Source organism: Nocardia sp. IBHARD005 (genome assembly GCF_052814245.1).
The window spans coordinates 877366-895753 of record NZ_CP199935.1 but is presented as its reverse complement, the minus strand read 5'-3'; the positions used below and the strand labels follow the sequence as shown (position 1 = coordinate 895753).

The window sequence follows — 18388 nt, the reverse complement described above, 5'->3', positions numbered from 1 at the left end:
TGTACCGTATCGGTCTATGGTTTCCGAAGGTGAGTATCGACGTGGTCGTAGCGTTGTTTCCGCAATGCATGTCCATTTGGTCTTTGTTACAAAATTCCGGCGTGGAATGCTCACCGACGACATGCTCACCGCGTGCGAACGGGTGATGCGAGACGTGTGTACTGACTTCGGTGCCGTCCTTGTCGAGTTCAACGGCGAACGTGACCATGTCCACCTGTTGGTCGAATACCCGCCCAAAGTCGCGGTGTCGAAGCTGGTGAACAGCCTTAAGGGGGTGTCGGCCCGTCGCCTGCGCGAGGAGTATCGGCACTGGGTGAGCCAGCACAGCATGAACGGGCATCTGTGGTCGCCCAGCTATTTCGCCGGTTCCTGTGGTGGTGCGCCGATCGCGATGATCCGGCAGTACATCGAGCAGCAGCAGCGCCCGCCGCGTGCCCCAGGAAGGCCGAAATTGATGCGCTGACCCGGCCCTGAAGGACCGGGCTTGCGCGCTACGTTTTCTGGTCATCGATTGCGCTGACCCGGAGCTGCTGGCGGGCTTCTGGTGCGAAGTGCTCGGCTATGTCGTGCTCGACCGGGACGAGGGTGACGTCCAGATCGGGTCGCCGGGAACCGAATTCGGTGGGCCGCAGCCCACGCTGCTCTTCAGCCTCAGCACCGATCCCCGGCGGGGGAAATTGCCGATGCACCTCGATGTGAACGCCACCGACCGCGATCAGGACGAAGAACTAGCGCGTCTGCTCGCGGCGGGTGCCCGCAAGGTCGACATCGGACAGACCGGCACCGAACCCTGGCACGTGCTGGCCGACCCCGAAGGCAACGAATTCTGCCTGCTGCGGCGGCGAGTAGGGGTGGCGTGAGCAACCGGCACCTGGAGGTTTCGGACAGACCGGCCCGGACCTGAAATCCGCTACTCATGGGCGTCGGCGGAAACGGGACGGTGGGCCCGCGGGTGGTCGTGTGATCGCGTGGACTTGGGATCACGAAACTGGGTGCGGCCTGGAGGGTTCGGGTTTGCCAAGCGATCGTTTCGAACTGATTCGAGGGCATCTCGGAGATGCAACTTTGTTGGGGTGAGTCGCTGGTCTCGATCTCCCGCTACAGGGGAAGGAGGTAGAGGCTGATGGGGGTGGCCATCAATGCGGTAGCTGCGGTTATCGCGATTAGTGTGATCGCAGCGGGTAGCGGCTTCGGCGGATGCGCCAGGCGGGAGCAGCGTTGAGTGACAGCGATGTCGGCGGCGGCCAGCATACCCTTCGGCGAAGATCCAATATCGTTGTGCTGGAACGTCATCAACGCCGTGCGAAGCGCACTACGGCCGTGACGGCGTGCGGCGCGGTCGTCGGCGCACATTTCAATCAGTAGTTGCATTTCAGCGAGCACGCGGCCTGCGGCACGGTGATGGCCAAGGAGTTGGTAGAGGGTCACGAATGGGAATAGCGCGAGGTCGTGCCGCATCGCAACGTGCGCGCGCTCATGGGCGACGACAGCGCGGAGTTCGTCAGGTCCCAGAGCCTGGAGTGTTCCCTGGCTGATCACCACATTCGAGTGCCGACCGGGGATGCAGTATGCGGCCAGGGCCGGGTGGTCGATCACCTGTACGCCCATTCCGGGCAGCGCGTCGGTTCCGGTGGACACAACCGACAGCAGTGCACGAAGGCGACGACGGCGGCGATGAGTGCGGTACCCGCACCAGGTGACGGTCACGAGCAAGCCTGCCGCGACGACGCATCCCGCGCCGATCAGGCACCGATGAGCGATGCCGAGGGAGGCGCGGCTGGCGGCGTCGGTGACCAGCGTTGCCAAGCCAGGGACGACGCCCTCGCGATACGGAGCGAGTCCGGCACTGAGAAACAGGCCAATCACCGCGAATACGGCGGCGAACATCGTCAACTGTCCCGCGATGAGGGTGACGTGGGGTGAGCGATGCCGCCAGGATCGGCGCACCCAGAGCAGCGTTGTCGCGGCGCAGAGGCCGAGGGTGATCAGGTGGTGCAGCAGGTAGATCATCGGCTCGCTCACTTTCGTTTTCCGCGCCTCCGGAGCTGGGTCGGCAACGCGGCCCGCAACGTTTCGATGTCCGGATCGGACACGGACTGGGCGAACCGCACCAGCGCGGCGTCTCGGTCACCGGACTGCCGTAACGCCTCGAGCATCAACTCCGCCACGTACGCATCGCGGGTCGCTGCTGGGCGGTAGAGCATCGCGCGGCTGGCTTTGTCGGGTTCTCGTATCACGAGTTCCTTTGCCGTGAGCCGATCCAGCACGGTGCGCACGGTGTTGTACGCCAGAGCGCGGGCGGACAAAGCCGCACAGACCGCTCGCGCGGTCAGTGCGGTCGACTCCGCCCAGAGCGTGTCCATGACTGCCCGTTCCAGCTCGCCCAGGTTGCCCGTACCCTCGCCGCGCACTGTCATCGCCTCCACCCTGGCTGTGCTCCGATTTGGCCTTGCGCGAAGGATAGCCCGCCGTCGGCATCACTGCTACCGCCTGTAGTGCTACGTTGCGTAGTGCTACGTTGCGTAGCACACCAGCGAAGGAGTTCACGAGTGGCGACGACACCCATCGAGGACACAGGCCGCCCATCGGGCAATCCCGCGATGCGAGCGGCTCGGCTCACCGTCGCCGTGCGCGCGAACTGGACCTTGCCGATGCTCACACTGTTGGCGACCGCTCTACACGTGTGGGGATTGACCAGGGGAAACACCCATTACTACTACAGCGCGGCGGTGCGGAGCATGAGTGAGGACTGGTCCAACTTCGCCTTCGGTGCCTTCGACCGAGCTGGGTCGATCACCCTCGACAAGCTGCCCGGCGCGTTCTGGTTACAGGCGCTGGCAGTACGGGTGCTCGGCTACCACGACTGGGTGATGCTGCTACCCGGCACGGTGGCCGCGATCGTGACGGTGCCGATGCTGTATCTGACGGTGCGCCGGTGGGCCGGTTCTCTCGCCGGGATTGTGGCGGCGGTGTTTCTTCTGGTCAGCCCGGTCACGTTCGCGGCGGCGCAAGTTAACCTCGCGGATCCGCTGCTGGCGTTCTTGCTCGTCGCCGCCGCCTACACGCTCACCCGGGCGATCGATGACGGCCCGCGGTGGCTGATTTTCGCCGCAGTGTTGGTGGGCGCGGCGTTTCAGGTGAAGATGCTGCAGTCCTGGCTCGTGATGCCTGCCTTCGTCGCGGCCTACGCCGTCGGGTCGCCCGCGCCCTTCCGCGCGCGGGCGGTCCACCTGTCCGGTTTCGTTGTGGGCACGGCGACACTGTCGCTGTCGTGGATCGGCGCCGTCGCCCTGATCCCCGCAGCGCGGCGCCCATATCTCGACGGCAGCACCACCAATTCGCCGTGGCAGATGGTGTTCTCCTACAACGGTTTCAGCCGCGCGGGCGGCGACCAGGGACCGATGGCGGTGCCATTCGGGGGTGTTTCAGGGCCGCTGCGGTTGCTCAACGAGCAGTTCGGCGGCCAAGTCGGCTGGATGCTGCCCTTCGCGATCGTCGTCGCTTTCGCCGGGGCCGTGCTGACTCCACGGGCACAGTCGCGGGTGACTGCTGGATGGGTGCTGTGGGGTGGGTGGCTGCTCGTGGCCGGCGCGTCGATCAGCGCGACCCGCGGGGCCCACCCGTACTACGCGACCATGCTCACTCCCGCGATCGCCGCGCTGGCCGGCGGCGGGCTGATCGCGCTGGCCACCGAGACCCGATACCGGCGCCCCTGCGACCTCGTGTTGCTCTCGGCACTCACGGTCGCCGCGGTGACAGCGACGATTCAGGTCGGGCGCGTGGAGTCGGTGTCGTGGACGATGTCACTGGTCGCGGTGATCGTGACCCTCACCATCGTGAGCGTGGTCGCGGTGATCGTTCGGCGACCCGAGACACAGGTCACCGTCCTCGCGGTGGTCGTCGTCGCCGTCGGGCCTGCCGGGTGGATAGTGGCGTCACCGGCCATCCCTCCGTCGTCGGCGCTGACTGCCAACCCCGTGGCGGGTCCACAGACGACGCTGGCGGTCTACGGCACCGAGGCCGGCAGTGCTGGGCTGACGATGATGTTCGGCACACCCCCTGGTTCGCCGCCGCCGCCGGTCGCGACTCCGCTGCTGGGAACCACCCCGGACGGTCGCCTCCTGGAATACCTCGAACGCGAATACCACGGCGAGAAATACTTGTTCGCGGTCGGTGACGCCAGTAGCGCCGCAACATATATCGCTGCCGGGCACAGCGTGCTGCCGATGGGCGGCTTCACCGCCTCGATGCCGTATCCGACCGCGACGGGCTTGGCTGAACTCGTCGACTCCCGGCAACTTCGCTTCGTCTTACTGATCCCCATGCCCGGAACCGACGGTCCCTCCGGCACCCGGCAAGCCTGGGTCGCCGGTCACTGCTCAACCGTCGATCCCCGTACCTATGACGCCGCTCCGTCCTACACGGTGCTCTACGACTGCGCCCAGTCGTCTACCCCCACGGCGAGCGCGCCGTAGATGCGCCTCTCACACACTCGACAGGCCGCGTCAGCCGTCGACGACTCGAATCTGATCGCGACCGCGGGACTGGTGCCGGTGGTGCAGTTGGGCCGGGCCCGACGCACCGATAACGCCCACAGATGAAGGTATCTTCAATGTTACTATCATGAATGATACTAAGGGGCATCGATGGACTTCGTCGGACGCCGGCACGAACTGAGATCCCTGGACGCCGTGGTGGCAGGCGTCCGCTCCGCGATCGGCACCTCGAAACCTGGCCGGTGCCTGATCCTGCGCGGCCGCCGCCGCATCGGCAAGTCCGCGCTGATCGAGGAGTTCACCCAGCGCAGCGGTGCGCCGAATGTTTTCTATACCAGCGAGATCGGGCTCGGAACCGACCCCCTGATCGAATTCTCCGACACGGTTGCGGATTCCTCCCTGCCCGACGCGGAGATCTTCGAAGAGGCGCGTCCGGCCAACTGGACCGCAGCCCTGCGCCAGCTCGCCGGCATTCTGCCCGACGACGAGCCGAGCATCGTCGTTCTCGACGAGTTGCCGTACTTGATGGACGAGTCCGGCGCGTTCGAGAGCGTTCTCCAACGCGCGTGGGACCGCGAACTGTGCCGCAAACCGGTTCTGCTGATCCTGATCGGCTCCGACCTGGCCATGATGGCCGCGCTCACGTCGTACGGTCGCCCGTTTCATCAACGCGGCACCGAGATGCGATTGGGCCCGCTCAACCCCGCCGACGTCGCCGAGATGACCGGCTCCGATGCCGCGGCAGCCTTCGACGCCACGCTCATCACCGGCGGGTTGCCGATCATCTGCGCGCGATGGCGCACAGGCGAGGATGTGTGGGAGTTCTTGGCCAGGGAACTGGCCGACCCGGTCAGCCCACTGATCGTCTCCGCGCAATTGTCCTTGGCGGCCGAGTTCCCCGATCAGACGTTGCCGCGCCAGGTCCTGTCCGCGATCGGTAGCGGCGAACGAACCTTCACCAATATCGCCCGCGCCGCCGGTGGCCTGGCCGGCACCAGCCTCTCGCGCGCGCTGAACCTATTGGTGGACAAGGGAATTGTCGCCGGGGAACTACCGATCAGCCTGACCGCATCGAAGGATCGCCGCTACCGGATCACCGATCCCTACCTACGGTTCTGGCTCACCTTTCTCGGCCCCTACCTGCCCGAGTTGGATCGTCTGCGCGGCGACCTGACGGTGGATCGAATCCGCCGTGGATGGACAAGTTGGCGTGGCCGTGCGGTCGAACCGCTGATCCGTGAATCCCTCGCCCGGCTCCTCCCGGCCGAAGGCATCCCCGCGGTCCCAGCCATCGGCGGATATTGGACTCGAACCAACGACATAGAGATCGACATCGTGGGCGCCGACCGGGAACCCGTAGCCAAAGAGCTCGCCTTCCTCGGCTCCATCAAATGGCTCGAGAATTCACCCTTCGACACCCATGACCTCACCGCCCTCCAGAATCACCGTTTCCGGCTGACCGACGACCCCGTTCCGTTGATCGCCGTCAGCCGCTCCGGCATCGCCACCGACCACCTCGCCGCCACCTTCACCCCCGCCGACCTGCTCACGGCGTGGCGACCACCACCCACCTGAGCTATACGTCGACGATCAGGACGCGATCACCGCAAAGCCGCTCCCAATCATCACGGTCGGATGTGAGAACCACTGGCGGTCCAGGGTTGCGCAGCGCCATCGCCGCTACCAACGAGTCGATCGCGTACTTATGCCCGTGTAAACCGTCGGCCTCCGGCAGCAGACGCACCGCATCGAGCGAATCGGCCTGGGTTACCTCCTCGACTCTCAGCCGCGAAAGCAACCAACTCAGCCTGCCCATGTCCGTTTTTCCATGAACGGCTTCGACGATTGTCAGCACCGATACTCGTACCGGAATGCTGTTCCGCCTGGCCGCTTCGATGTGGGCGGTGAGCGCCCTGTCATGTCGTAGCAGCAGTGACAGCGCCTCGGAATCCAGGACTACCGACCGAACGTTCCGTTTCGTCACGCGGCTCCCTGGTCGGAGCCCTGCGCGCCGCGACCGAAAAGCTCCTCAGCTGCGGCTTGCACCTCCGCGTCGGTGAGCGGTTCGTGGCTCGACTCGAAGTCCGAGACGATCTCCCCCAGGCCGTCCATCTCGAGTTGGTGCCGCACCGCTTCGGCAACGTAGGCCGAGAGACCGCGCTTGCCCGTCCGGTCGCGGACCGCGGACAGGAGATCCGATGGCATCGACACCGAGACGTTGGTGGTGGCGCCGGGACGAGCGGTAGTCATAGCCAAACTGTACTACATGAACTATTACAACTCTACTCGCCGCGCGGTGCCCTATCCGCAGCGCAGAGGATGCCCGCTGATGGCCAGCTCGTCCCGGAACTGCCCGGGCGTGCGCCCGGTCTGCGCCCGGAACACCCGGTAGAACTGCCGCTCCGTACTGAACCCGGCTTGCGCCGCGATCGCTGCACACGACCTGGTCGGATCGGCGCGGAACAACGCTTCAGCCCGCGTAACCCGCATACTCCACAGTCGGCCCATCACACCGGTGCAATCGCCGTCGAACAACCGATAGAGCGCGCGCCGCGAGAGCAGACAACCACGGGCGATGTCGTCGACCGTTAGCGCCGGATCGCCACAACGGCTCGACATGAAGGCAAGTACCTGCTCCCTGGCCAAGACCTGCGCGCCGGGCCCGACCGGTAACTCCCCCGCGGTCAACGCCATCGCCGAGACCACCATCGGCACGGTGTGGATCGCCAGCTCAGCGGCCTGTTCTGGATGCGAGCTCGGCAGCGCGACAATCTTGCGCAAGTAGTCGGCGACAATCCCGGCCGCCGAACCGGGCTCGATGGTGACCGCCGTCGGGGTCAGCGAGTTCGTCCACCCGCCGCGCTCGGCCAGCGCCGACACCGGTATCTGGACCACGATCTGTTCGTATTCGCCGTAGGATTCACTCCAGCTCGGACGCCGGCTGTCGAGGAAGACCATGTCGCCCGGCCGCAGCTCCGCCAGCCGATCATCCTGGCCCACTCGGCCGCCGCCGGCGACGCAAATCGTCGCGTAGAGCGCTTCGTCATTCGATCGCGCGATCATGCGCTGGGTGCGAGACATCCGCTGACCGCTGGCGCGCAGCGAGGTGAAATCGATATCGCCGTAGGCGCGCGCGACGAGTTCACCGCGGAAGGCGGTTTGCTGGGGCAGTGGCTCGACGGCGGTCGGCACATACGCGCTCGACATCGCCGCTTCCCATTCGCCGAATGATTTGAAAGACAGGTTAACCATCGAACAGACCTACGCCTCCCATGGGACGGCCAGAGCATCGCCCTGTCGAACAGGGTTGCGTGTGGGATCGCAGCCGGAAACCTTCGATTGCCGAACCATTGCCCGCATCGTGGAATTTATCATCACCGCTCGTCCATTTCCAGACGAAGGAGCATTTTCCGGGTTTCACCTGGGCCGACAGCACCACCTCACGAGCGATCGGCCCCCAGGGAGAGAATTAGCTACCTAATTGCTTCTTCTCGTCGCCAGGGCCGAACATCTCCGATAACAGGCGTGGCGACCACCGCCCACCCCGACACCCAGGAAGGCGGCTCCATGCTGTGCCACGTCCTCTCCACCGAAGCACAGAGGTGTCTCCCGTGCTGATCGCCTAGCGGTCCAGCGCCTCGGCGAGGGTGGTGATCGCCTGCTCCCAGAGTTCGGCGAAGCGGGCGGCCTTGGTTTCGGTGAAAAGGGCTGCGCTCCAGCGGAAGTTTGTGGTCAGGGCAGAGCCTTCGGGGGTGGTGCCGATGCCCGCGATGACGTCCACGGCGTAGCGCAGGGGTAGGTCCGGTTCCGGGTCGAGCGGAAGTGCGGTGTCGTGTTGACCGACGAGCAGCGACCATGGTTCGTTCGTGTTGCCGCTCAGGTCGATTCGGCCCAGGTAGTTGAACTCGACCTGGGGTTCGGCTGCGCTGCGAAGCTCTGCGGCACAGGTGACGTAGCGCAGGAGGCCGTAATCGAGTCCCTGGTTGGGGATTTCGCGCACGTGGGTCAAGACGGACGTCAGCAGCGCACGTGCCGCTGTCGGATCATGCTGCGCACGAGCGATATCCACCGCACGGTCCCCGACGCCGAGGCGGACGGGGAAGACGCTGGTGAACCAGCCGAGGGTGTTGGCGGTGTCGGTACCGAGTTCGGCATCGGCTCGGCCGTGCCCCTCCAAAGCGATCAAAGCGCCTGCGGTGGGGTCGTTTCCGTTCTCGGCGTGCAGCGAGGCCATGGTCATGGTGAGGGCGGTGAGCAGGAATTCGCGGACGCCCTCGTCCTTGCCGACGCGGTTGAGGAGACGTTCGGTGACCGCGACGGGGGTCGCTACCGTACTCACGCGCAGGCTCGACCAGGTGTCGGTGGCCGGTGCGGGGTGCCGGGAGCCGAGTGCGGCGTCGGGCTCGCGGACTTGCGCGGCCCAATAGTCGCGCTGAGCGAGGACTTCCGGCTCGGACGCGCGCTGCCACATGGCCTCGGACCACTGCCGATACGAGGTGAACTCGGGCAGCATCTTCGGCGTCACGCCTGCTTGGAGCTGTTGCCAGGCGGCAGCAAGGCCGTCGAGCATGATGTGCCAGGACACGACGTCGACCGCGAGGTGGTGCACAGCGAGTAGCAGGATGTCTCCACTACCGGCTTCGGCGTCCGAGGTGGACACCACACCGGCTGATTCCGCGCCATCGGCATCGATCCGGGCAGACGCAGCGCCCTGGAACCACACGGCGCGCACCATGTCACCCGCGCGGGGATCGATAGCGTCGTTGGCGATCCGCGCGAATTCGGTGATGGCCGAGTCGAGTTCGGATCCGGCAAGCCCCCGGGGCGCCTCGATCACGAGGTCGGCCGCATTCACCACGCCGGGCACCCGGGTGACCATGCGCGGACCGTCGGACGTATCGGTGAGCACCGCGCGCAGGGTGTCGTGCGCGTCGAGCAGCGCCTGCAGCGTGGATTCCAGTGCGGCCCGGTCGATTCCGGCGGGCAGGCGCAGCAGTGCGGTCTGGGTGAAGCGGCGGTAGTTGCCGTATTCGTACATCCAGGAGACCACCGGCAGCGGCGGGATCACACCGTAGGCGTCGGCGCCGGATTGAGCGGCGGCGGCCGGTGCGTCATCGACGGCGGCGGCGAGTTCACGAATAGTCGGGCAGGCCAGCACCATTCGCGGATTGAGCGCGAGGCCGCGGCGACGGGCCTTGTTGACGAGCGAGATCGCGACGATGCTGTCGACGCCGAGTTCGTAGAAGTCGGCGTCGATACCGGGTGCGCGGCCATCGAAGAGTTCGGCGAAGAGCTCGCTGAGCGCGATCTCCGTGGGTGTCTCGGCGGCCGCGTTGTTGTCGGCGACCGACAGCGACTGCTCGGCGAGCTCGTTGAGCGCGTGGCTGTCGAGCTTGCCGTTGACGTTCACCGGCAGCTGGTCCATGACGAGGATGCGCGCGGGAATCATGTACGCGGGCAGGCGTTGTGCGAGGTCAGCACGGACCCGGCTGACGATCACGGCGCGACCGGCCTTGCCGACGACGAAGCCGACCAGCGACGCACCACCGGCACGGCGCACCACGGTCACCGCGGCGGTGTCGATATCGGCGGAGCGCCGCAGCGCGGTCTCGATCTCGCCGACCTCGATGCGATAGCCGCGCACCTTCACCTGGGCGTCGGCCCGGCCGAGGTAGCCGAAACGGCCACCGGCAAGCCTGCGTACGAGGTCACCGGTGCGGTACATGCGCTCGCCGGGGCGCGACGGGTCGGCGACGAAACGGTCCGCGGTGATGGCGGGTTTGCCGAGGTAGCCGCGGGCCAGCTGCCCGCCGGACAGGTAGAGCTCGCCGACGATGCCCCGCGGGACCGGTCGCAGCCGGGAGTCGAGCACGTAGCCGACCATGCCGCCGTTGGCGGTGCCGATCGTCGGGATTTCCGAGGTGGCCACGGGTGCGACCACGGCTTCGACGGTCGTCTCGGTGGGCCCGTAGCAGTTGTACACAGCTGTCCCCGGCAGGGCGCGCAGTCGCGCCCACAGCGCGGTGTCGATGGCCTCGCCGCCGAGGGCGAGCACCGGCAGTGCGCGGTCGAGCAGGCCCGCTGCCGCCAGCTGCGCGAGCATCGACGGGGTCGTGTCGATCATATCGATGTCGAATTCGGCCATGCCGGAGACGATTCGGTGCGCGTCGCGCATCTCCTCGGCATCGAACAGGTGCAGGGCCTGACCGGCGAAGAAGCCGACCATCGGCTGCCAGGAAGCGTCGAAGCCCAGCGACCACGCGTGCGCGATACGCAACGGGCGGCCGAGCTTGGCCATCGCGGGCCGGTAGAAGCGCTCCAGGTGATCGGCGAAATATCCCGCCAGCGCGGCGTTCGTGCCGACGACGCCCTTGGGTTCGCCCGTCGAACCGGAGGTGAAGATGATGTAGGCGCTGTGGTCGAGTTCGCGACGCACAGTGGGGGCTTGGGCGGGCCGGACCGCCATCCGCTCGACGACGGCGCGATCGTCGAGTACCAACACCCGCACAGATTGCCGACCGATGAGCGCCCCACCGGCTGAATCCGAGTCACCGTCTGTGTCGCCATGCCGGTTGACCGAGGCAGAAGCCCCTGCCGCATCCGGCGCCCCGCTGCCCTCGGCGACGACCGCGACCACGTCGTCATCGGTGGCCGCCGAACCGACGGCCGCGTCATGCCGATCAGCCGTCGCCGGGTCGCCAACTGTCCCACCGGCGACCTCGGCCGAGCCGATGACAGCGGCGCTGCCAGGCACACTGTCCATCGAGAACGTGTCGATCGACGTGCTGTCGAGCAGTGCGCGGTCTGCGCCGATGACGACAACGAGAGTCGGGTTCGACTGGCGCAGAATCGATTCGATGCGGGAGGCCGGGAGGGTGATGTCGACCGGGACGTAGGCAGCGCCCGCGGCGAACGTCGCGAGAATGGCGATGATCGAGCGGGTACCACGCGGGAGCATCAGGGCGACAACGGTTTCCGGGCCGACGCCGTGGGTGACGAACTCGCCCGCCATCCGGCACGCCTCGTCGTGCAAGGCGCGGTAGGTGAAGACCTCACCCCTGGTTGTGGTGAGCGCGATCGCGTCCGGGGCCGCCGCGGCCTGCTGCTCGAACAGTTCCCACGGGGTGGCGGTCGGGGCGGGAGTCATATCCGTTGCGGCGCTGCGGAGTTCGCGGTGCTCGGCCTCGGTGAGCAGGTCGATCGCCTCGGTGGTCGCGGTGGCGTCGAGGGTCGACAGGGTGCGCAGGACGGTCAGCATGCGCGCGCCGAGGTCGGCGGGGTCGAGGTGACCGAGCAGGGCGGGGATCGCTTCGACCAGGACGAGGAGTTCGCCCTCGCTCAGGTGCGAGACCACGGTGAGCGGGTAGTGGGCGAGGCTTTCCATCTCGATCGGACGGAACTGGGCGCCGTCGGGGGCGGTGACCGTCTGGATGGCGTCGTCGATGGGTGCGTTCTCGAAGACGAACAGGGTGTCGAACAGGGCGCCGTGGCCCGCCGCGCGCTGCAGGGCCGAAAGGCTGAGGTAACCGATATCGCGCATGGTGGCCGAATCGCGTTGCAGGCGTGCGCATTGCGCGACGACCGGCTCGGCGGAATCGAGACGGTGCACCACAGGGACCGTGTTGATGAACAGCCCGACCATGCCTTCGACGCCCGCGAGCTTCTCGGGGCGGCCGGAGATCGTGGTGCCGTAGACGACATCGCGGCGGTCGGTGATGCGGCCGAGCAGCAGCGTCCAGGCGAACTGGACAGCGGTGTTGAGCGTCATCCCGTTGGTGCGCGCCCACTGCTGCAACTGCTCGGTTTCATTGGCGGACAACCGAAGTCGCGTGGCCTGGGGAACACCGGCGCCACCGGTGCCGTCGGCCAGCACCAGCGGCGCACTCACCTGCTGCAAGTACTCGGCCCAGCGGCGGGCCGCGGCGTCGTGGTTCTGGGCACCGAGCCAGCCGATGTAGTCACGGTAGGGACGGGGCGCGGGCAACCCGCCGAGGTCCCCGCCTGCCCGGTAGACGGCGAGCAGTTCGGTGAAGAACACCGCGACAGCCCAGCCGTCCATGAGGATGTGGTGGGCGGTCAGGATCATCCGCCTGCGCGGAGCGGGCGCATCGGTGACGTCGAGCAGCAGCACCCGCAGCGCGGGACCGCGACTGAGCACGAACGGGACGCGGCGCTCGGATTCGGCGATCGAGTCGAATTCGGTGGACAGCGCGGCCCGTTCGGCCCACGGCAGCTCCGCGCGCGACGGGATGATCTGCACCGGCTTGGGCACATCGGTGTCCCAGAACGCGGCACGCAGGTTCGGATGACGGTCGAGCATGGCCTGCGCGCTGCGGTGGAGCAGGTCGGTGTCGAGCGGGCCGTCGATATCGACCACGAATTGCATCGTGTACAGGTCGATCTCGGTGCCCGTCAGCCGGGACAGGGAGAACAGCCCCTCCTGCAGCGGGCTCAGCGCGAGTACGTCTTCGATCTGCGGCGCACTCATGCTGCGTCCTCTCCTAGCTTCGTGGTCGTGCGGTGAAGCGAACCGATCGCCGGCGCCGAAAGGCTGCCCGGCGCCCGGTTGCTCCGGCCGATGTCATTGCTCATCCCTGTGCGGACCAGGCGGCCGTCAGCGCGGACAGGGCATCGGATTCCAGGCCCGACGCGCTCATCGGCGCGTGCGAAACCTGTTCGGGCTCACCGACTTGCGCCGCGGCGGCAGCCGCGTCGACCGCGGCGGCCAGCTCGGTGATCGTGGCGCACTCGAACACCAGCTGCGGGGTCAGCGCCAGGCCGAGTTCCGCGGCGCGGGCCGACCACTGGATCGAGATGACGCTGTCGCCGCCGATGGCGAAGAAATTGTCCTCGCCGGTGACGTCCTCCGTCTCGAGCAGTTCCTCGATCAGCGTGATGAGGGTGCGCTCGGTGTCGGAGTCGGCTGCCGCATCCGAGGCCACGACGTTCGCGGCGGCCGGAGCCGGTGCGGCCAGCAGCCGCTCCAGGTCAGCGGCGGGCAGCACGCGCAGATCGGCGACGGGCAGGTCAGGTGTCGCGGCGAAGGCGCGCAGCGTAGCGGCCAACGCGTCGGCGATCAACGCGGCGGTGGTGGGGTCGTACAGGTCGGCGTTGACGACGACGCGCACGTCCATGCCACCCTCGGCGGTCACATTCAGACTCAGATTGAGGTCGAGGAACGAGACATCGAAGTCGGCGGGCAGCACCGTGACAGTGCTCTCACCCGAGGTCGCGAACGGCACGGTGGTGGGCGCCCAATCGGCACCGCGGAAGTGGATCATGCTCTGGAACAAAGGGTTCCGCGAGCGCGAGCGAGGCGGGTTGAGGGTTTCGACCAGACGCTCGATCGGCAGTTCCTGATGTGCGTTGGCATCGAGCACCACGTTGCGCGCGCGAATCACGGTGTCGCGCAAGGTCGGTGCGTTCGACAGGTCGTTGCGCAACACCACCATGTTGGCGAACAGGCCGATCAGGTTCGTGGTGGCCTGGTCGGTGCGGGCCGCCACCGGCGTGCCGAGGGTGATGTCGTCACCGCCGCCGAGGGCATGCAGCGCAGTCGCGACAGCGGCTTCACAGACCATGAATTCCGTTGCGCCGCTGCGCATCGCCAGCTGCTCGAGGCCGGACCGGACCGAGACGGGCAGGGTGAAGGTGACCACTTCGCCGCGCTTGCCGAGTTCGCGCGGACGGGCGCGGTCGTGGGCGACCGAGATCTCGTCGGGCACACCCGCCAGCGCGGTACGCCAGTATTCGATCTGCGCCCGCGCGAACTCGCTCGGGGCGCAACGGTCGAACAGTTCCTGTTGCCACAGGGCGTAATCGGCGAACTGGATGGGCAGCGGCGCCCAACCAGGTGCCTCGCCGGAATCGCTGCGTGCGCGGTAGGCGGTGGTGAGGTCGTCGAGCAGCACGCCGAAGGACGCGTGGTCGGCGACGATGTGGTGCACCAGCAGCGACAGCACGTGGGTGCTCGCGTCGAGCACGAGCAGTTCGGCGCGGATCAGCGACTCACCGTCGAGAGTGAAGTGGTAGTCGGCGATCTCGGCGAGTGCCTCGGTGAGCTGGCCGGCGGCGATCTCACGCACCGGCAGCGGGACCGGAGCGGCGGGGTGCACCACCTGGAAGGGCACGCCATCGTGTTCGGGGAACGTCGTGCGCAGCGACTCGTGCCGGGCAACCACGTCATCGAGCGCGGCGCGCAGGGCCGCGATGTCGAGTGCGCCATCGAAGCGCATGGCCAGCGGTAGGTTGCCGACCGAGCCCGCACCCTCCATCCGATACTGGAACCACATCGCCAGCTGCGAATACGACAGCGGAATGCGCTCGCCACGCGGGCGCCCGCCGATCGCTGGTCGGCTGGATCGGCCCGGTCCGGCGGCTACCGCTGCCGCTGCGGGTGATCCAGCGGAGGTGGCAGTGCCGACGCCGCGATCAACATCACCCGCAGCGGAACCGGTTGAGCCGACCGCCGATGCCGAACCGTCCGCGGTAGCCGCGGTCGCGGTGTCCGCGGTCGCACTGTCCGCGGTCTCGCTCGCGGCGGGCGCGTCATCGAAATCGTTGTCGACGGCGTCGAGGTCGATGTCGAATTCGGCCAGGAAGCGGGCGACCAGGTTGGCGGCCAGGGCCGCGGGGGTCGGGCTGTCGAACACGACGCGCACGTCCAGCTCGATGCCGAACTCCGCGCGGACCTGGGCGACCAGGCGGGCCGCGAGCAGCGAGTGGCCGCCCAGCTCGAAGAAGGAGTCTTCGGCGCCGACCTCGTCGAGGTCGAACAGGGCGCCGAACAGGGCGCAGACCTTGTGTTCGGTGGCGGTTGCCGGAGCGCGGTGGGTGCGGACGGCGGCGGAGGTCGCGGCGGGCAGCGCGCGCTTGTCGAGCTTGCCGTTCACGGTGAGCGGGATCTCGCCGATCACCGCGAAACCGCTGGGCACCATGTATTCCGGCAGCGCGTTCGCCGCGAAGGCGTGCACCTGCTCGAGGTCGACGGTCTCGCCGGCGGGCACCACATAGGCGGCCAGCATCGCGCCGATGGCCGGATCCTCGGTCACCACCACGACACAGTGCGCCACGTCGGGGTGCGCGGCGATCGCGGCCTCGACCTCGCCGAGTTCGATGCGGAAACCACGCACCTTCACCTGCTCGTCGGCGCGACCGACGAACTCCAGTTCACCGAAGCTGTTGCGGCGCACCAGGTCACCGGAGCGATACATGCGCGCGCCCGCCGCGGGGCCGCCCTCGGCCGCCGCGAACGGGTCGGCGACGAACCGCTGCGCGCTCAGTGCGGGACGGTCGAGATAGCCGCGGGCGAGCTGTTCGCCACCGAGGTAGAGCTCACCGACGACACCGTCGGGCACCAGTTGCAGTGCCTCGTCGAGGACGTAGGTGTAGACATTGCGGTTGGGGATGCCGATCGGCACCACACCGGTGCCCTGTGGGCCCGCGACCGGCATATGGGTCGAGCAGACCACCGCCTCGGTCGGTCCGTAGTGATTGCGGAGTTCGGCCTCCAGTGTGTTGAAGAACCGGTCGGCGACCTCACCGGGCAGCGCCTCGCCGCCGACGGGAATCTGGCGCAGCGACTGCCATTCGCTGATCTCGGGCAGCAGCAGGAACGTGCTCAGCATCGACGGCACCATGTGCAGCACCGTCACCTGGCGGCGGGTGATGAGGTCGGCGACATAGCGGATATCGCGGAAAGCGTTGGGCTTGGGCACGATCAGCTGCGCGCCGACGGTGAGGGTGATCGCGATGTCGACCAGTGAGGCGTCGAAGCTGACCGACGACGACTGCATCAGCCGGTCGGCGGCGGTCATGTTCCAGTCGGCGGTGAAGCAGACGATGTGTTCGGCGATCGCGTTGTGCGGCACCGGAACACCCTTGGGCTTGCCGGTGGAGCCGGAGGTGTAGATGACATAGGCGAGGTTCGCGGGCAGCAGCGGACGCAGACGCTGCGCGTCGGTGGGTGCGGTCGCGGGCAGCTGCGCCGCCATCTCCTCCGCGGCGGCCAATTCGACCGCACCGAGCAATAGTCGAGGGTTCGCGTCCTCGACCAGGTACTCGATCCGATCGTCCGGGTAGGCCGGGTCGATCGGCAGGTAGGCGCCACCGGCCTTCAGCACCGCGAGCACCGCGACGATGAATTCCACCGAGGTGCCGAAGCGAAGGCCGACGAGATCTTCGGTACCGATGCCCTGCCCGATCAGCCAGTGCGCCAGGCGATTCGCTCGGGCGTGCAGCGCGGCGTAGGTCAGCTCGGTGTCGTCGGAGAGCAGGGCGAGCGCGTCGGGGGTGGCGGCCGCGGCCGATTCCAGCAGGGTGACAAGGGTTTTCGCCGGTTCGTCGACGCGCACGCCGTGCGAGCGGTCGAGCAGCACCGCGCGGTCGGCGGCACCGAGCATGTCGAGGTTGGCGAGCCTGCGCCGCGGTTCGCGCAACGCGCTGTCGAGCAGCTGGCCGAAGTGCGCGAGCAGCTGGTCGATGAGGGCTTCGGAGAGCACATCGGTCTGGTACTCGGCCTCCACCACCGCGGTGCCGTCGGCCTCGAGCACGATGGCGAGTGCCAGCGGCACCTGCGCGCTCGCCGCACCGAGTTCGAGCTGGCTGGAGGTAACACCGTCGATGGCGAAACCGTCGGCGCTCTTGCGCACCGAGAAACCAAGTCGGACCAGCTGATCCAGGCCGTCGCGACCGGCCACCCGATCCGGGTTCGCTTCGCGGACAACACGATCGATGCCGACGCCGCGGTGGGCGAAGGCGCCGGTGCAGGTGTCGCGCACCGAGGCGACGAGCTGGGCGAAGTCGGCCTGGGCGCCCATGGTGGCGCGCAGCAGCAGGGTGTTACCGAAGTAGCCGATGAGCTGTTCGGTGCCCGCGGGGCGGTCGGTCACCGGGATGGAGACGAGGAAGTCGGCGGCGGCGGTATAGCGGTGGATCAGCGCGTCGAAACCGGCGAGCAGCACCATGAACGGGGTCGCGGCCTGCTCACGCGCGAACTGTTCGGTGCGGGTGACGAGCTCGGCCGGGAGACGGTGGGTGCGGCGCTGGGCGTTGCGGCCGGGGGCGGCCGAGGCGGAGCCGGGCAGTTCGAGGGGTTCGGGCGGTGGGCGCAGTGCGTCGCGCCAGTACGCCACATCGGCCTCGGCGGGTTCCGCGGTCGGCGCGACGGCCGCGAATTGCACGGTGTCACGGCCGACGCCGTGGCCTGCCGCGTTCGCTTCGTCGGGCGAGGCCAACGCGGCGCCGCTCGGTGTGGACGATCCCGCGGCGCTCGGCTGCCCGGCCCGGTACGCGGCGTTCAGTTCGGCGAAGAACACCGCCCAGGAGTCGTCGTCCCAGGCGATGTGGTGGATGGCGAGGAGCACGATGTGCTCATCGGTCCCGGTGCGGATCAGCGTCGCGCGCAGCGGGAGCTCGGTGCCGAGAGCGAAGGGGCGGCCGAACTCGCGCTGGGCGAGCACCTCCACCCGCAGGTCGCGACCCGACTCCGCGAGGTCGGTGATGTCGTGGGTCGACCAATCGGCGCGTGCGTCGGCGGTGAACACCTGGAACGGCGAGCCGTCGGCATCCGCGCCGTAGGTGGTGCGGAGGATGTCGTGGCGAGCAACCACCGTGTCGAACGCGGCGTGCAGGCGGTCGGCGTCGAGCGGGCCGGTGAGGCGGTAGGCGACGCAGATATTGAGGGCGGTGTCGTCGGCGTCGCGGGTTTGCAGGAACCACATGCGGCGCTGGCCGGGGGTGAGCGCGCGCCGCTCCCCCGCCGGAATCCGCGGTACCGCGACGGGTTCGGCGTGCGCAGCCGACATGCCGCGTTCGCGCAGCTTCTGCTGGAGCAGCAGTTTGCGGCGATCCGCGACGGACAGGGTGGCTTCGGTGTCAGACATGTTCTTCGG

The 18388-nt window shown here is 67.7% G+C and carries 11 protein-coding genes; 4 read left to right on the top strand and 7 right to left on the bottom strand.

Going from position 1 to position 18388, the window contains the following annotated elements; genetic code table 11:
* Positions 1-16 precede the first annotated feature (16 nt).
* Both tnpA and ACTWPB_RS04010 read left to right on the top strand, forming a co-directional pair.
* A complete protein-coding gene (tnpA, locus tag ACTWPB_RS04015) occupies positions 17-463 on the top strand; it encodes an IS200/IS605 family transposase (RefSeq protein WP_446224370.1) in 447 nt (148 codons plus the stop codon).
* Between the two features lie 7 nt (positions 464-470).
* Positions 471-860, top strand: a complete 390-nt coding sequence (locus ACTWPB_RS04010; protein ID WP_446226227.1) for a VOC family protein — start codon at positions 471-473, stop codon at positions 858-860.
* Between the two features lie 238 nt (positions 861-1098).
* Here the strand turns inward: ACTWPB_RS04010 and ACTWPB_RS04005 are convergent, their stop codons facing one another.
* Together ACTWPB_RS04005 and ACTWPB_RS04000 are read right to left on the bottom strand one after the other, a co-directional pair.
* Positions 1099-2022: a M48 family metalloprotease gene (locus ACTWPB_RS04005; protein WP_446224369.1), complete on the bottom strand. Its 924-nt coding sequence runs from the start codon at positions 2020-2022 to the stop codon at positions 1099-1101.
* Positions 2019-2417, bottom strand: coding sequence for a BlaI/MecI/CopY family transcriptional regulator (locus ACTWPB_RS04000; protein ID WP_446224368.1), 399 nt, complete (start codon positions 2415-2417; stop codon positions 2019-2021). The genes ACTWPB_RS04005 and ACTWPB_RS04000 overlap by 4 nt, the downstream gene beginning before the upstream one ends.
* Before the next feature lie 132 nt (positions 2418-2549).
* On the opposite strand from ACTWPB_RS04000, the gene ACTWPB_RS03995 reads away from it, so the two are divergent.
* Positions 2550-4475 carry an ArnT family glycosyltransferase gene (locus ACTWPB_RS03995; RefSeq protein WP_446224367.1) on the top strand — a complete coding sequence of 642 codons (1926 nt, stop codon included), beginning with the start codon at positions 2550-2552 and terminating at the stop codon, positions 4473-4475.
* Between the two features lie 171 nt (positions 4476-4646).
* Positions 4647-6071, top strand: coding sequence for an ATP-binding protein (locus tag ACTWPB_RS03990; RefSeq protein WP_446224366.1), 1425 nt, complete (start codon positions 4647-4649; stop codon positions 6069-6071).
* 1 nt (position 6072) lies between these two features.
* On the opposite strand, the gene ACTWPB_RS03985 is transcribed toward ACTWPB_RS03990, so the two are convergent.
* From ACTWPB_RS03985 to ACTWPB_RS03965, 5 genes are all read right to left on the bottom strand, one after another.
* A complete protein-coding gene (locus tag ACTWPB_RS03985) occupies positions 6073-6351 on the bottom strand; it encodes a DNA-binding protein (protein ID WP_446224365.1) in 279 nt (92 codons plus the stop codon).
* 125 nt (positions 6352-6476) lie between these two features.
* On the bottom strand, positions 6477-6746 hold the full coding sequence (locus ACTWPB_RS03980; RefSeq protein WP_446224364.1) for a hypothetical protein: 270 nt from the start codon (positions 6744-6746) through the stop codon (positions 6477-6479).
* A gap of 51 nt (positions 6747-6797) precedes the next feature.
* Positions 6798-7748: an AraC-like ligand-binding domain-containing protein gene (locus tag ACTWPB_RS03975; protein WP_446224363.1), complete on the bottom strand. Its 951-nt coding sequence runs from the start codon at positions 7746-7748 to the stop codon at positions 6798-6800.
* 370 nt (positions 7749-8118) lie between these two features.
* Positions 8119-12984, bottom strand: coding sequence for a condensation domain-containing protein (locus tag ACTWPB_RS03970; protein ID WP_446224362.1), 4866 nt, complete (start codon positions 12982-12984; stop codon positions 8119-8121).
* Positions 12985-13084: 100 nt separating this feature from the next.
* Entirely contained in the window at positions 13085-18379 is a 5295-nt protein-coding gene (locus ACTWPB_RS03965) for an amino acid adenylation domain-containing protein (RefSeq protein WP_446224361.1), read from the bottom strand.
* Positions 18380-18388: the final 9 nt, after the last annotated feature.

Bases quoted from the DNA above. Each gene is read 5' to 3' on its own strand.
- ACTWPB_RS03975 (WP_446224363.1), bottom strand. From the start codon at position 7,748: ATGGTTAACCTGTCTTTCAAATCATTCGGCGAATGGGAAGCGGCGATG.
- tnpA (WP_446224370.1), top strand. From the start codon at position 17: ATGGTTTCCGAAGGTGAGTATCGACGTGGTCGTAGCGTTGTTTCCGCA.
- ACTWPB_RS03970 (WP_446224362.1), bottom strand. From the start codon at position 12,984: ATGAGTGCGCCGCAGATCGAAGACGTACTCGCGCTGAGCCCGCTGCAG.
- ACTWPB_RS03980 (WP_446224364.1), bottom strand. From the start codon at position 6,746: ATGACTACCGCTCGTCCCGGCGCCACCACCAACGTCTCGGTGTCGATG.
- ACTWPB_RS04000 (WP_446224368.1), bottom strand. From the start codon at position 2,417: ATGACAGTGCGCGGCGAGGGTACGGGCAACCTGGGCGAGCTGGAACGG.
- ACTWPB_RS03965 (WP_446224361.1), bottom strand. From the start codon at position 18,379: ATGTCTGACACCGAAGCCACCCTGTCCGTCGCGGATCGCCGCAAACTG.
- ACTWPB_RS03990 (WP_446224366.1), top strand. From the start codon at position 4,647: ATGGACTTCGTCGGACGCCGGCACGAACTGAGATCCCTGGACGCCGTG.